This is a genomic window from Mycobacterium sp. E2462 (assembly GCF_001672685.1).
In the GTDB taxonomy this organism is placed as follows: Bacteria; Actinomycetota; Actinomycetes; order Mycobacteriales; family Mycobacteriaceae; genus Mycobacterium.
This window is the reverse complement of sequence record NZ_LZKC01000445.1, coordinates 1-13,907: the sequence shown is the minus strand read 5'-3', so window position 1 is coordinate 13,907 and position 13,907 is coordinate 1. Positions and strand designations below refer to the sequence as shown.

15 protein-coding genes and 1 tRNA gene are annotated in these 13,907 nt (G+C 63.7%); 7 read left to right on the top strand and 9 right to left on the bottom strand.

From position 1 onward, the window contains the following. The coding region (locus A5714_RS22925) for a restriction endonuclease (protein WP_156747464.1) at window positions 1-515 on the top strand (515 nt) is incomplete at its 5' end. Here A5714_RS22925 and A5714_RS22920 read toward each other — a convergent pair. The 3 genes from A5714_RS22920 to A5714_RS27335 form a co-directional block, all read right to left on the bottom strand. Beyond that, the gene (locus A5714_RS22920; protein ID WP_068074379.1) at window positions 512-1,207 is read right to left on the bottom strand and encodes a GAF and ANTAR domain-containing protein; all 696 of its coding nucleotides are present in this window, start codon (window positions 1,205-1,207) and stop codon (window positions 512-514) included. The two genes, A5714_RS22925 and A5714_RS22920, sit on opposite strands and share 4 nt — an antisense overlap. A 578-nt stretch (window positions 1,208-1,785) precedes the next feature. Next, entirely contained in the window at window positions 1,786-2,238 is a 453-nt protein-coding gene (locus A5714_RS27340; RefSeq protein WP_231975963.1) for a hypothetical protein, read from the bottom strand. Between the two features lie 625 nt (window positions 2,239-2,863). After that, on the bottom strand, window positions 2,864-3,064 hold the full coding sequence (locus tag A5714_RS27335) for an ATP-binding protein (protein ID WP_231975962.1): 201 nt from the start codon (window positions 3,062-3,064) through the stop codon (window positions 2,864-2,866). Between the two features lie 77 nt (window positions 3,065-3,141). Here A5714_RS27335 and A5714_RS22910 point away from each other — a divergent pair, with 77 nt between their 5' ends. Then, window positions 3,142-4,305 (top strand): helix-turn-helix domain-containing protein, encoded by a 1,164-nt coding sequence (locus A5714_RS22910; protein ID WP_068289221.1) that lies wholly within the window; start codon window positions 3,142-3,144, stop codon window positions 4,303-4,305. Window positions 4,306-4,373: 68 nt separating this feature from the next. Here the strand turns inward: A5714_RS22910 and A5714_RS22905 are convergent, their stop codons facing one another. Beyond that, window positions 4,374-4,970, bottom strand: coding sequence for a recombinase family protein (locus tag A5714_RS22905; RefSeq protein ID WP_068289218.1), 597 nt, complete (start codon window positions 4,968-4,970; stop codon window positions 4,374-4,376). 199 nt (window positions 4,971-5,169) lie between these two features. Between A5714_RS22905 and A5714_RS25705 the strand changes: the two genes are divergently transcribed. The 4 genes from A5714_RS25705 to A5714_RS25700 are packed head-to-tail and all read left to right on the top strand — an operon-like array spanning window position 5,170 to window position 8,859. Beyond that, window positions 5,170-6,999, top strand: a complete 1,830-nt coding sequence (locus tag A5714_RS25705) for a 3'-5' exonuclease (RefSeq protein ID WP_082959924.1) — start codon at window positions 5,170-5,172, stop codon at window positions 6,997-6,999. A gap of 44 nt (window positions 7,000-7,043) precedes the next feature. Further along, window positions 7,044-7,556, top strand: a complete 513-nt coding sequence (locus tag A5714_RS22895) for a TIR domain-containing protein (RefSeq protein ID WP_068289223.1) — start codon at window positions 7,044-7,046, stop codon at window positions 7,554-7,556. Next, window positions 7,553-8,413 carry a macro domain-containing protein gene (locus tag A5714_RS26355; protein ID WP_156747462.1) on the top strand — a complete coding sequence of 287 codons (861 nt, stop codon included), beginning with the start codon at window positions 7,553-7,555 and terminating at the stop codon, window positions 8,411-8,413. Before A5714_RS22895 ends, A5714_RS26355 begins: the two co-directional genes overlap by 4 nt. Beyond that, window positions 8,410-8,859: an HIT family protein gene (locus tag A5714_RS25700; protein ID WP_082959923.1), complete on the top strand. Its 450-nt coding sequence runs from the start codon at window positions 8,410-8,412 to the stop codon at window positions 8,857-8,859. Before A5714_RS26355 ends, A5714_RS25700 begins: the two co-directional genes overlap by 4 nt. A 485-nt stretch (window positions 8,860-9,344) precedes the next feature. On the opposite strand, the gene A5714_RS22890 is transcribed toward A5714_RS25700, so the two are convergent. Then, complete coding sequence (locus tag A5714_RS22890; protein WP_082959922.1) at window positions 9,345-10,112, bottom strand: DUF3631 domain-containing protein; 768 nt, start codon at window positions 10,110-10,112, stop codon at window positions 9,345-9,347. Between the two features lie 161 nt (window positions 10,113-10,273). On the opposite strand from A5714_RS22890, the gene A5714_RS22885 reads away from it, so the two are divergent. Further along, window positions 10,274-11,101, top strand: a complete 828-nt coding sequence (locus A5714_RS22885) for a site-specific integrase (protein WP_231975964.1) — start codon at window positions 10,274-10,276, stop codon at window positions 11,099-11,101. Window positions 11,102-11,137: 36 nt separating this feature from the next. Here the strand turns inward: A5714_RS22885 and A5714_RS22880 are convergent. The 4 genes from A5714_RS22880 to A5714_RS22865 form a co-directional block, all read right to left on the bottom strand. Beyond that, window positions 11,138-11,211: transfer RNA gene (locus A5714_RS22880), tRNA-Pro, on the bottom strand. Between the two features lie 60 nt (window positions 11,212-11,271). Then, window positions 11,272-12,387, bottom strand: a complete 1,116-nt coding sequence (locus A5714_RS22875) for a PLP-dependent cysteine synthase family protein (protein ID WP_068289205.1) — start codon at window positions 12,385-12,387, stop codon at window positions 11,272-11,274. Then, window positions 12,384-13,343 (bottom strand): metallophosphoesterase, encoded by a 960-nt coding sequence (locus tag A5714_RS22870; RefSeq protein WP_068074376.1) that lies wholly within the window; start codon window positions 13,341-13,343, stop codon window positions 12,384-12,386. The genes A5714_RS22875 and A5714_RS22870 overlap by 4 nt, the downstream gene beginning before the upstream one ends. A gap of 67 nt (window positions 13,344-13,410) precedes the next feature. Continuing rightward, the coding region (locus A5714_RS22865) for a PASTA domain-containing protein (protein WP_156747461.1) at window positions 13,411-13,907 on the bottom strand (497 nt) is incomplete at its 5' end.

The window sequence follows — 13,907 nt, the reverse complement described above, 5'->3', positions numbered from 1 at the left end:
CCGTGGCGCTGACCGCGCTGTGGTGGCTCTGCGTCCAGCGCGACCGCTATCGCGTCGACGCCGCGCGGCGCCGCGACCTCAAGTGCGCGAACTCGAGCATCCGGGCGATCGATCGGATGTCCGGTACCGAATTCGAGGAGTACGTCGCGGCGCAGTTGCGCGTCGCGGGATGGAGCGTGACCCCGACCGGCGGCACCGGAGACTACGGCGTGGACCTCGTCGCCAAACGCGATGGCGCCCGCCTCGCGGTGCAGTGCAAACGGCTCGCCAAGGCCGTCGGCGTGGCGGCGGTGCAGCAGGTGGTCTCCGGCGCCCGGCAGCACGGCTGCACCCACACCGTCGTCGTCACCAATCAGGACTTCACCAAGGCGGCCCGCCAGCTGGCCGCCACCCACCGGTGCCGTCTGGTGGGGCGGGCTCAGCTGCCGCGCTGGACCCGCACCGCCCCCATCGCCCCGCGCGAGCGCGCCGAACCGGCGCCGCGGCAACGCGTTACGGAGGCGGAGCGAGCCTAGGGTGAGCGCCGCGTGGTGTCGTCGATGATGCGCCGCGCCACTTCGCGCAGCGGGGTGTTCATGCTCTGCGACAGCTCGATCAGCGTCTTGAAGGCGGTCTCCTCGTCGAGTTCGTAACGCTCCATGAGGATGCCTTTGGCCTGCCCGATGGTGTCGCGGGTGCTCAAGGCCTCCTTGAACTGTTGCGTGCGAACGACATTGCTCCACGCCAGGGCCCCCAGGGTGGCGAACGCCGCCGCCACCCGGCGTGACTCGTCGGTGAACGCGTGCGGGCGGGTGGCGTAGAAATTCAGCGCCCCCATGCTCAGCTCGTCGGCGAACATCGGCAACGACACGATGCTGCGCACCGGTGTCTGCGCCAGGGCGTCCGCCTGGTATTTCGGCCAGCGCGTGTCGGTGCTCAGGTCGTCGACGATGACCGCCTTGCGCGTCCAAGCGGCCTGCACGCAGGGCCCCTCGAGGTGGCGCTGCTGGAATTCGTCGAGCAACCGGGCGGTGTCGTCGGTGACCGACGGGCTGCTGACCTGGTTCTTGCGGCTGGTGACGGTGATGCCCGCCTGCTCGGCCCCCGGCACCCAGCGGGTCGAGGCGGTGGTCAGTTGGTCGAGCACCGCGGGGAAGTCCGCGAGGTCCGCGGAATAGATCGCCCGAAGGACGTCGGTGAGCAGATCGAAGTCGTCAAGATTGGTCACTAAAAGTTGCCCTCATGCGTCGAGACCGGTTGCAGGCTTACCCGTGCCGTAACAGCAGCCTGCGGTCTCGCGAGGCGATTCACTTGTGGCCAGGACGGCGACGAATGTCAGTGCTGTGTGCTCAGCACCACGGTGCCGATGAGTATATCGGCCCGGATTGCGCCGTCGGAATCCCACCGGCGGCCGCGAAACATTCAGCGAGCGGGCGGATATGGGGCACGGCGCACAGCACACCACCACGTGCAGATCCCGGCGACGAGGGTGGGTACGGGGCACAACTTCTCGGCAGCGCGCGCGGCGATCGCCGACGGTTAATGGGTCGGGGTGGCGGGATTCGAACCCACGGCCTCTTCGTCCCGAACGAGCCTGAGCTGCGGATATGGAGACTGATGGCTGATGATGGTCGTCGGCCACTGCTAGTGAAAAGGTACGTTGAAGTGCGAATCTCGTCCCGACGGTCGGTAACGTTCGTCATCGTCCGCGGGCGCCAAAAACGTACCCACCTGCGTACCCGATCGGGCCACGTCCGGTTCGTTACTTTGATGCGTCAGTACACGACGCCGATGTAGCCCGTCCGGTCAGTCGGCTACGCACTCCTCGCACGCGCACAGGGCGGTCACTCGGAGGTTGTTCACCCCGCCCTGATTCACACAGTCCTGGATGATGTTGCGCACTTGGTGCATGTACCTATCGTCGTCGGCACCGGTTTCGACCGTCGCCTCGACCGGCAGATAGCGCAGCATAGGCACGAAACCTGCCGTGTACGTGCCACCCATGTTGTCGAGGGTCTGCATGATCATTCGCTCCGAGCCGTTGCGTTCGATGCCGATTCGAACCTCGTAATCGATAGAGCCAGCTCGCTCGCTAGTGGCGCGGAGTAGCCCCATGAAGTCAGCAACGGCGGCCTCTACCGTTGCTGAATCGAACTCCCAGTTCGAAAAATAGGTGTAATTGCCGTCCGCGTCCATCCCATTCCTGAGCCCCCCGAGAGCGAACGCCATTGTCACGGAGCCGTCGTGATGAATGCTCATACGTGCTTCACGCCAGGAGGGGCCACTCTCAGTCGACTCTGAGCGAAGCGCGACCCAACGGCGGAGGCCTGGGCGTGGATTGAGAAAGTTAATCATCTCAAAAGGACGAACGCCCTGCCACGTTGCATACGTCGACGCGTGCCGAGATCCCTTCTCAACAACCTCCGCGCGTCATCAGCTGACAACCGCCTGCGGGTGACGGATACGATCCGAGGACGCCCGACGGCGATCAGCCATGCCCGTGTCTCGACTTGGGTAACGGCAGCGAGTTCGTCGTAGAGGCCGGCCCAGCGCTTCATTTGCATTGCGGCGCTCATCAAATCTCGCTCTATATGCCGCCTCGACTTCGCGCTCTTTCATCCAGACCGTGTCGGCGTTGTTGCGGATCGGAGCGCCGAAATATTCGCCGCGATAGATCAGGTGAGGACCATCGACACTGGGCGGAACGATCAGGACTACGCACCGTTTGCCCTGCTCGCCAAGTTGAACGATTTCTAGGCCGAACACGGGCGGATGAATCGAGTGACCGCAACGCTGTGGAGAGTTCGCTCGAATCGCTCTTCCAACTCGCCGGTGTCTTCGCGCCCCGTCGCCTTCTTGTCTGCCTCGGTGATCCCGTAGACGATCATCCCCCGCCACTGTTGGCCATCGCGGCGATGTCTTTCGGATAATCCGTCTCGCCCATTCCCCTGGCGGGAAGGAGCCTCGACTTCCAATCGAGGTCATCTGTTTCGGCGATGCCCTGGCTGATCGCGTCTTCGATCATGAGGTCGCTCAGCGGCGCGGGCGCGCGCCCGAGTAGACGATGCAGTGGCGTGAAGTGCATTGCGACCTCCTGTCAACGGCCTGCGTGAGGCAGCCTAATCAAAGACGGCGGCAGGCGGTTTGCGAAATACTGACCGAGTGACCTCCCCTAAGCCGTGGCCGCCGCGGACCGAGGAACAGCTACAGCGAGCTGCGGACGACGGACTTCTCGTCGAGTCTCATGTTCTTGATCTGAAGCGCCAACTGGGAAAAGACAACAAGAAGACCGCGGCCGACCTTGCGGCGTTCTCAGTGGACGGCGGGACCATCATCATTGGCGTCGACGAGACGGAGCCACCGACGTTGAGCGCGGTGGAACTAAAAGACCTCGGTGAACGCATCGAACAAATCGGGCTGAGTACAGTCGACGAGCCTGTTCACATCACGACCTACGACATCGAATCAGCAGCGGACCGGACGGTCGGATACCTAGTTGTCGAGGTTCCAGTATCCGGCCAGGCACCTCACATGGTCGACGGCAGGTACTACGAACGAGGCGATAAGACCAATATCGTTCTGTCGGATGCGGCGGTGCTGCGATGGCACGAGAGGAAGATCAGGCAACGAAGCGATCTGATCGAGGAAGCGCGGGACGCGCTTGGGTCCACTCCAGCTCAGGCGAATATCGCGGTCGTCGCCAATCCGCTTGGCGCACATGACGAGCTATTAATGGAGCTGTCTACGTCGACGAGCTGGAAGTCAGACGTTGCGCAGTTACTCTTTTTGGCATCGCAATCAGCGCATCAGCCGATTTCTACCCTGCGCGAGCCGACCCAAATCGAACGGCACCCTGACGGTTTGTTTGCTGCTACCGATTTGACCAGCCAGGACGAGGCGGCGTGGTTCAACCGAGCAGAACTGGTCTTCGCGGAATCTGGCAGGCTGACTCTGGTATCTGGTGGCCTGGTCAGGAACATTCCAGGGTCCACTCCCGCTAGGGGTGGCATCTCTGAAACTTGCCTGATAGGGCATATCGAACTCATGGTGCATTTGGCCGGATTGCTAAGTGCGTACGGCTTCAATGGTTCGTGGCAGTTCGCGGTCGCGACGCGGGGTATGGGCAAAACCACTTCGTACACCCTCAGCACCGACCAGAATCATGACGACCAGCCAGCTGTATACCGTTCGGCCACCTATGAAAGCGTCACCACCGCCCCGCTTAAACAGATCAAGGACGCACCTCAAACCGTTGTGCGAGCTCTCACCGCGAAGCTGCTTCGCAGCCTCGGCAGTGACGGTCAGTGGCCCTGGCTGTTTACCTGAACCACGTCCAAAGAGGGCCGAGCCGGTCGTTATGGCAGCAATCTCGACCACCGCGGCACTGCGAACCGTTAGCCGACCTTGTCGGCCAACACGCGGTAGATTGTGGCGCGGCTGACGCCCAGTGCAGAAGCGATAGACGAGGCGGGCTCGCCGCTAGCGTGCATTCGTTGCGCCAGCGCGGCTTTCGATGCGTCCAACGCCTTGGGCCGGCCAATCGACTGACCACGTGCCCGACGCGCCTCACGTGCCGCTGAACGGCGCTCCCGTCCTAGCTCCAACTCAAGCTCAGCGAGGCTCGCCAAGACGCCGGCCACCATCCGACCCGTCGCGTTCGAAGTGTCGATCCCCTCGCGAAGAGACCGCAGCACGATGCCACGCTCACCGAGCTCGCGGATTGTGGCCATCACCTCAGCGGCGTTGCGTCCTAAGCGGTCGATACCGACGACGACAATGGCGTCGCCTTCGCGTGCGTAATCCAGCAGTGCGGCGAGGCCAGGCCGCTGTTCTCGCGTCGAGGTTCCCGACAGTTTGTCGCTGTAGACCCGAGTGGGGTCGACGCCCGCAGCGGTGAGCACATCGACTTGCTGATCGAGGGACTGGTGCCCGGTGCTGACCCGGGCGTACCCAAGTTGGGTTCCAGTCGCGGAAGCGGTCGTCGTTGGCATACTGATAGTGTCTCAAAAGTCTCAGAATAGGTCAATATGCGACCCGGCTTTTGAGTCATCTTTTGAGACAACACCAACTGGCACTCTCTTCGGAACAAGCAACCTCGACGCAGTCATCTCCATTCTTTAGTTCTGAGACAGAGGCGTGGCGGATTTCAACGCACCGCAGCGAATAGCTGTGGGAGCTCTTGTGCGCCGAATGCCCTCCACTCGCATCTATTGCGGATTACCGTGTTGCCCCGAACAGGTAAGTCTCGACACAGCGGGGGCGCAGGTGAGCTCATCACGCCGGAAGAACAGCTCGTCATCCTCGGGAGGTGGCGCTGTCATCTTGCTTGTGGGCGCAGGATTCTGCGCAGTGGCGTGGCCTTATTTGCTTGGTACCTATCTCGCCGTGCACATGGGCGCCGGCAATCCTTCAACCGCTCGCTCAGTCGTCGGATGGATTTTTGAAGTCCTCTGGCTTGCGTTCTTGGCCGCAGCTCTCGTCGGCTGGATCGTCACCAAGTCTCGGCGCAACGTCCCAAGGTCCAATATCGATGCTGCACGGCCTCGGCCGCCCATTGTCACGGGACGACTCCCGGTTCCGCCGGCAGCGATGAGTCGGCGTCGGCAACACTCCATTCCCTGCGTCCGTCTCACGCGCAATGTCACGCCATTTCAGACCTCTGATGCCACGTACACAGTCGTGGACCTCGAAACTACCGGTCTCAACCCCGACATCGACAGGATCGTTGAAGTTGGACTGGTCAAGTTCTCCGCAGACGGGACAACAATCGATGAGTTCGCGACCCTGATCAACAACCCTGGCTCGAGCCCCGAAGCCATCGGCATCCACCACATACGGGACAGCGACCTCGTAGGTGCACCGCGGATCGAAGACGTGCTCCCCGAGGTGTTCGCGTTCATTTCCGGGACGGTCCTTATCGCCCACAACTTCTCGTTCGAAGAAGGGTTCTTAACCGCTGCGGCGCGACGGGCAGCTATTCCCGTGCCGCGCGTCGTCGGTGTTTGCACGCTTGATACGTGCCGTAGTCACCTCGACGGCAGGGCTTTTAGCTTGCCGGCGATGTACAAAACTGCAACCGGCGAGTGGGCCCACGACAGGCACACCGGGTTGGGCGATGCGCGCGCTGTGAAAGAGGTGCTGCTATGGCTTTTGCGCAATGCCCCCTCTGCCCTGTACTTCACCCAGGATCCGCGCGGTGGTCCGCCCTCCGTGGTTTCTGAAACCTGTCAGATCAGCTGCCGCCCAGTCCCTCTCACGCGCGCCTGGATGCAGGATCTTCTGGCGTCGTTTCCACAGTCGCCGAGGCCCCGCAGGGGAGACCCACAAGCGGTGGCAAACTACAAGCGGTTACTCAACGCGTCGGTCGACGACGGCCGGCTCACCATGCAAGAGGCTTCCGATCTGACTCGCCTAGCCAGGGCGACTGGTCTCACCGGCACCCAGCTCCGGCAGCTTCATCGAGAGGGTTGGGACACGGCCTTCGGCAATGAGAAGGATGTGCCGTGGTCTGCTTTGACACCGGTGCGGCGTAGGGAGATGTTTCTGTTGGCTGATGCTCTTGGACTTGCAGAGCTAGCGAAGGATCTCAACGCGGTCATTGCCGAATGCTCAGAGCCGGAACCACCTCCCGAGGCGCGGTACCTACGCGGGCTTCGGATCGCCATTGTGGGCGCCGATACCGAGATGGTTGCGTTACGTGAGCGCGCCGAATCCTATGGGGCGAAGCTGGCGGTGAACGTCACGAAGACTGTTCAATGGCTCGCCACAACGACGCCAGACTCCGCGGACTCTCGGCATTCGTCAGCGCGCAAACTGGGCATTCCGATCCTTACTCCTGCACTCGCCGAGGCTCGCCTCGATGAAGCGATCCACGAAGCGGGGTTGAAGGCCTACGAGCGCCAGCGAGAAGCCGACGAGTTCGCCGCCTTGCGACGCCAGCGTGACATCGAAGCCGACGCCTATTGGCGTCCCGTCTGGCGGAAGTCCGAACTGGTAGGAACGGTCGGTCCACCATGGTAGCCACCCGCGCATGAGGACCTTAACCATCGATGGAGGAGTCGATCGTGAGTTACCGGAATAAGACCTACGTAGCCTTCGCCAGTGAGGACATCCGCTGTTACCGGCTTATGGAAGCCTGGCGAGATAACGACCATATCGACTTCGACTTCTACGATGCGCACGACCTGTACATCTCTCGTGACACCAGCTTGCCGGAGACAATCAAAGGCAATCTTCGCCAGCGCATGAAGAATGCCAAACAGATCGTTTTGCTAGGTAGTCGGACCGGCCGGCAAAAGGGAAGCGACGGCCGATCGTTTCTCGCCCATGAAATCAAGGTGGCGATCGAGTTCGACCTCCCGATCGTGATCGCGAACCTTGACGGTGACCGATCGGTCGACAGATCATTCATCCCTCAGCCGTTACTCGATGCCTCGTACTACACGGTCTCGGTGTCGTTCCAGCCGGCCATCATCAAATATGCCCTCGACGAGTACGCGCCGTACTACGCAACCAACACTGACAAGGTGGGACCGCACTACTATAAGGCAGGCATCTACGCGAAACTCGGTTTATGAGCAAGGCGCTAGGTAAAGACCTCCTAAACAAGCGGTTTCTCGGCCGCGCCGCCACAACACTTCTGGCATGGGTCGGACTGGTAGCAGGGGTGGGGCAACTCTCGGATTGGGCTTTCCAGCTTTCGAAGCACACTTGGTGGTCGCCGCTCGTTTTCTGGGCGTCGCTAATTGGCTTACCGCTGGCGATTTGGCGGTCATGGCCGCGCCCCATCGAGGAGACCTACCAGACGCCCAGGACGCGCATCCGAGTCCTTAAGGGGGACCTCTTCGACCAAGGCGCCGAGCATCTGGTGATCACAACCTGCGACACATTTGACACAGCCATTCCAAACATCATCGCCCTCGGAAGTGTGCAAGGTCAGGCGCTGCAACGAATTTACAACGGCGATGCCGCCAGCCTAGATGCGGATTTGACTGCGGCGTTGACGAACGTTGCGCCGGTTGCAACTGTCCAGAAGGCGGGGAAGACGAGTCGCTACCCCATCGGAACGGTCGCAACTATCAGGCAACCGGGCCGCAACCTCTATTTCGTCGCGATCACCATGATGAGCCAAAATAACACTGCGCAGGGGACGCCCGATGGGCTCTGGACCAGTCTGAACCGTCTGTGGGAGGCGATCAACCAGTCATCCAACGACCGACCGGTGTGTATGCCAGTCATCGGTACAGGGCTATCGCGAATGTCCAATATCCTCTCGATACAGGATGCACTACGCTTCGCGATATTGTCGTTCATGTTTGCATCTCGGCAGAATCCGGTCTGCGGTGAGTTACGCATAGTCCTCCGTCCAGAAGACTACGAAAGGCTGGACCGCCTTGAGCTGCAAGCTTTCCTGACATCACTGAAGCCATCATGACGGATGCATCAGCGCTTGACATACCCACAAATCGAGACTGCGCATTCTGCGACTACCTCTCTGGCAAGCGCCCATTCACGGTAGCTGCGCGGACCGATCAGATTGCAGTGCTTGTGACTCGGGAACAGCGTGGGCTACCGCACCTCTTGGTCGTCCCAGTGGCACATCGAGAGACGATTTTGGACCTCTCGGACGAAGAGATCGCGGTAGTGGCAGCAGGTGTCCGTGCTGCGGCCCAAGCTATCAACAACGCATATGAGCGCCCCGGAATCGCGGTGTGGCAAAACAATGGAATTCCTGCGCACCAGACCATCCCACACGTTCACTTCCATGTGGCAGGCACTCTTCCGGAAGGTGGGACCGACTGGGGAGCAGTCCCCGAAGAGCCACTAGAGTGCACGGACGCAATAGCGAGGGCCATCGTCCCGTACCTCCACCTGAGGTGATGCAGATGTCGCTAATGGGGTTCCGTCGCGGCAAGGTCACCGTGCGGCGCCGATTTGCGTCGAACTGTCGCGTATCTTGCTGAGCTGCGAGGCATGGAAGAGGAGGCGCCTGTGCGAATCTGAAACACGATCCGTACGAGCGCTATTCACCCCTTCACCTTCACTCGCACGACGTCGGAGACGGTTTCCATAACACTGATCGCATGCAGCGGCCGGCTCAAGTATCGCCGTTGTGGTTTGTTCGGCGGTCATCCTGCGGAGGAGGGGGTGGTCTGCAATCCCTGAGCCCCAGACGCCCTTGCGACCCTTCGGGGCTAGCGTGTGGCGGGGCAGGTTCCGGAAAATTGTTGCTCACTGGGTTTTTGCAGATCCGAGACAGTCTGCCGTCTCTTGACCTTCAACCCCGGACCTTTCTTCACACTCGCTCATTGAGAGCCGAGAGGTCGGTAGCGATCACGAAAGTGCTCCGCCCACCGACCTTCATCCTAGACGGCGCTCACAACCTCCCGGCTCTTCGCCGTGTGGTGGCTGACGATGCAGTAAACACACTTGCCTGTCACGCGGTTGCTGATTGCGTTCACCGTCCCGCAATCAGGGCATCGTTCAGCGTCAAGCGATTCCGTATTATCCGGAGCCGCCTGTCCCAAAGCGTCCGAACTGTCCGGCGTATACGCTGTCACGTCGTTTTGGCCGGACGGATTTAACGATTTGGCCGGTGCGTCCGTTGTCGAGGCGTCCCTCTGTCCGTCCATCTGCGGGACGCTTTGGACGGTCTCGGACGGTTCTTCCAAAAGGTAGCGCCGCCAAGCATCTTCGAAATCGACGCGGTGGTAGCCCCGCCGCGACTTGTCCGCCGTGTGGCGCGTCCTGATACTGTACGGCTTGAGCTGCTGTCCGAGTTTGTGTGGGTTGAGCGGGATTCCGCCCCACGGGGACTCGGGCAGGTTGTTCAGCGCGGCACAGAGATCGGCTGACGGCATGAACGACGTGTTCATAACCGCCTGGATGTCGCCCAACAGCAGTTGCCCTGGGCTCGTCTCGGTGTCATCTTCGCCAGCCTCGGTGACGAACGCGATGCATGCGGCCCGACCCAATGCGGGCCAGTCGCTACCCGCGAGGTGGGCAACGACAAGCAACGGCTCCCACACGTCGGCTGCACGGTCATCAACCGGTAGGTCGACTCGCTGGTCGTTGGCGCAGGTCTGTGCATCCTTTGCTTGGAACTCAGCCCATTTGCTGAGGTGCTCACGGATCTAGTTGAGCAGCCCAGCCTCTCGGCTCGGTTAAGGCAGACATTGCCGAGACCACACGGACCACCCGCAGACACACGTGGCGAGCGCACGTCGAAGCGCGCTGGGGCCGTTACCAGATCATCGAAGTTGATCCACCGGCGGTGAAGACTTGGGTGGCCGATATGGCGGACGCCGGGACGGGTGTGCCCACTATCGAGAATGCACTCGGTGTCCTCCGCATGGTCATGGCGGATGCGCTGTCCGACCATCGACTCGTGCGGAACCCTTGCGACGGAATCAAGGCGCCGAAGCGGACGCATAAGCCACGCCCGTACCTGACGCATGAGCAGGTGGAACGATTGGCGGACGCCTTTGGCGACGATGGTTTGGTTGTCCGCTTCCTGGCCTACACCGGACTGCGCTGGGGGGAAATGGCGGTCTTGACGGTCGGAGCCGTCGACATGGAGCGGCGGAGGTTGCAGGTTACAGGTTCTGTCGCCGAGGCAGGGGGGCGCTTGGTCTGGAAAGCGCCGAAGGACCACGAACGCCGTTCGGTGCCATTCCCGACTTTTCTGGACGCCGATCTGGGGGCGGCGATGGTGGCCAAGCCTCGCGAAGAGCATCTGTTCTCAGCGCCCAACGGAGGTGTACTCCGTGTCTCGCACTGGCGACCACGCGTGTTCAATCCTGCGCGCGATTCACTGGGCGCCGACTTCCCACGGATCACCCCGCACGATCTCCGTCATACGGCTGCTTCATTGGTCGTCTCCGCCGGAGGCAACGTGCTGGCGCTAGCACGCATGCTGGGACATGAGTCGCCCAAGATGACGCTGGAGACATACGCAGACCTGTTCGACACCGACCTCGACGCCCTCGCGCAAGTGCTCGACGATGCCCGGACGGCCGCGCTCAAACGTCCAACGACTACCGCGACGGACTCAATGACAGTCGAACGAAACAGCGGATCAAAGCCGGAAAACGTACCCGGTACGCTAGGCCAGATCGCCTAGCGCCGTCGGAAACCAGCTTTATCAGCTAGTTCTGGGTCGGGGTGGCGGGATTCGAACCCACGGCCTCTTCGTCCCGAACGAAGCGCGCTACCAAGCTGCGCCACACCCCGCTTGAAGCTCCGACAGCCTATCGCACCGGCCCGCCGGCTGACCAAATCGCGCCCCCCACGTCACCGCCAGCGGCACGAGCGCTCGAACTCGGCCAGCGCCTCCGCCGGGCCCGCCGGGTCCAGGCCCTGCGCTCGCACCCACTCGTCGTCGAAGTAGGTGTCGCTGTAGCGGTCGCCGCTGTCGGCGAGCAGCGTGACCACCGAGCCGCTGCGGCCGTCGGCGACCATCTCCGCGAGCAGCCCGAACGCGCCCCACACGTTGGTACCCGTCGACGGCCCCACCCGGCGCCCCAGCACGGCGCTGACGTGGCGCGCGGCGGCGACCGACGCCGCGTCCGGGACGGCGACCATGCGGTCGACCACGGTGGGCAGGAACGACGGCTCCACCCGCGGCCGGCCGATGCCCTCGATGCGCGACGAGCGGCCCGTCACCACGTCGCCGCGACCCTCGGCGTAGGCGGGGAAGAACGCGGAGTTCTCCGGGTCTACCACGCACAGCCGCGTCGCGTGGCGTTGATAACGGATGTAGCGGCCGATCGTCGCGCTGGTTCCGCCGGTGCCCGCCCCCACCACGATCCAGTCCGGCACCGGATGCAACTCGTCGCGCATCTGGGAGAAGATCGACTCGGCGATGTTGTTGTTGCCCCGCCAGTCGGTGGCCCGCTCGGCGTTGGTGAACTGGTCGAGGTAGTGGCCGCCGGTCTCCCGCGCGACCCGCTCGGCCTCGGCGTAGACCTCGCCGGCGTTCTGCACGAAATGGCAACGGCCACCCTGGGCTTCGATGAGAGCCAGCTTGGTTGGGCTGGTCGTCGCGGGCACCACGGCGACGAACGGCAGGCCGAGCAGGGCCGCGAAGTACGCCTCCGACACCGCCGTCGACCCCGACGACGCCTCGACCACCGTGGTGCCCTCGCCGATCCAGCCGTTGCACAGCGCGTACAGGAACAGCGACCGCGCCAACCGGTGCTTGAGGCTGCCGGTGATGTGCGTCGTCTCGTCCTTGAGGTACAGCGCGACGTCAGCCCCGCTGCCGTCCGCGCCCCACGCCGACGGCAGCGGGTAACGCAGCAGGTGCGTGTCGGCGCTGCGGCGCGCGTCGGCCTGGATCAGCCGGACGGCCTCGTCGGCCCAACGTCGCGAAGCGCTGCGGCTCGCGATGCGGGTCTGATCGGTCACCGCACCGATACGGTCGGCTGCGAACGCGTCAGGTCGCTGGCCGTGTCGCGGTCGCCCATCGGGGCGGCGATCAGCGTCAGCAGCGTCGCCTCGGGCCGGCAGCAGAACCGCACCGGCGCGAACGGCGACGTCCCGATGCCGGCCGACACGTGCAGCTGCGTGTGGGCGCCCCAGCGGGACGGACCCTTCGCCCGCGACCGGTCCAACCCGCAGTTGGTGACCAGGGCGCCGTAGAAGGGCAGGCACAGCTGCCCGCCGTGGGTGTGGCCGGCCATCACCAGCTGATAGCCGTCCGCGGCGAAGCGGTCCAGCACCCGCGGCTCGGGGGAGTGGGTCAAACCCAGGCGCAGGTTCGCCGCCGGGCTGGCGGGCCCGGCGATGGCGTCGTAGCGGTCCCGGTCGATGTGCGGGTCGTCGACGCCGGCGGCCGCGACGTGCAGCCCGGCCACCTCGAACTCGCGGCGGGTGTGCGTGAGGTCGAGCCAGCCGCGCTCGGTGAAGGCGGCCCGCAGGTCCTGCCAGGGCAGCGGCTCGCCCCGCACCCGGTGCGACGGGTTGGTGACGTAGTGCAGGGGATTCTTCAGCCGCGGCCCGAAGTAGTCGTTGCTGCCGAACACGAAAACGCCCGGGCGGGACAGCAGGTCGCCCAGCGCCTGAATGACCGCGGGCACCGCCTTGGGGTGCGCGAGGTTGTCGCCGGTGTTGACCACCAGGTCGGGCTCCCAATTCGACAGCTCACGCAGCCAGGCCTGCTTGCGGCGCTGGCCGGGCAGCATGTGCAGGTCGCTGAGGTGCAGCACCCGCAACGGGGTGGAACCCGGGGTCAACACGGGCATCGTGATCTCGCGCAGGACGAAGGCGTTGCGCTCGATGATCGCCGCATACCCGATGCCGGCGACGGCCGAGCCGAGCGCCGCCGCGCCGGTCCGGATCAGAACGGGCAAAACGTCAGCCATGCTGGCAGCCTACTGCGGCGGGGGGACGCGCAGTGTATCCCGGCGCGCGAATCTCGGTGTCGCCGAACTACGGCGGCGGCTGGCCGGGCGGCGGCGGTGGGGGCGCCAGCAGCGGGATGGTGATCGGCGGCAGGCCCGGGATCTCGACGACCTGCGAGCCGACCGGCACCGGCGCCCCGTCCGGCGGCGGTGGCGGGGCGGGCGGGATGCCGTTGCTCACCTGGATGGTGATGATCGACCCCGGGATGGTGTTGCCGGCGGGCGTGGTCCCCACCACCTCGCCCTGTTTGGCGCTGCTGTTGACGGCGTTGGGCTGGTCGGCGACCCGGAAGCCGGCGTCCTTCAGGCGTAGCCGGGCCGCGTCCACGTCCAGGCCCGCCACACTGGGCACCCGCGACCCGGGCGAACCGTCGACGTAGCGGGGGTCGGTCGGCGGCAATTGCACCGGCCCGAAGTTGGTGGCGATGGGCTTCATCGCGGTGAACCAGGTTCGCGCCGGCTCGTTACCGCCGTACAGGTCGCCCTCGGCGCAGTGACGCAGCGGCGACGAGCACAGGTCCGTCG

What these genes read in the sequence shown, in the direction of transcription:
- A5714_RS26355 (WP_156747462.1), top strand. Translation starts at nt 7,553, where the DNA reads ATGAGCAAGGCGCTAGGTAAAGACCTCCTAAACAAGCGGTTTCTCGGC.
- A5714_RS25705 (WP_082959924.1), top strand. Translation starts at nt 5,170, where the DNA reads ATGCCCTCCACTCGCATCTATTGCGGATTACCGTGTTGCCCCGAACAG.
- A5714_RS27340 (WP_231975963.1), bottom strand. Translation starts at nt 2,238, where the DNA reads ATGAGCATTCATCACGACGGCTCCGTGACAATGGCGTTCGCTCTCGGG.
- A5714_RS22870 (WP_068074376.1), bottom strand. Translation starts at nt 13,343, where the DNA reads ATGGCTGACGTTTTGCCCGTTCTGATCCGGACCGGCGCGGCGGCGCTC.
- A5714_RS22905 (WP_068289218.1), bottom strand. Translation starts at nt 4,970, where the DNA reads ATGCCAACGACGACCGCTTCCGCGACTGGAACCCAACTTGGGTACGCC.
- A5714_RS25700 (WP_082959923.1), top strand. Translation starts at nt 8,410, where the DNA reads ATGACGGATGCATCAGCGCTTGACATACCCACAAATCGAGACTGCGCA.
- A5714_RS22885 (WP_231975964.1), top strand. Translation starts at nt 10,274, where the DNA reads ATGGCGGACGCCGGGACGGGTGTGCCCACTATCGAGAATGCACTCGGT.
- A5714_RS27335 (WP_231975962.1), bottom strand. Translation starts at nt 3,064, where the DNA reads ATGCACTTCACGCCACTGCATCGTCTACTCGGGCGCGCGCCCGCGCCG.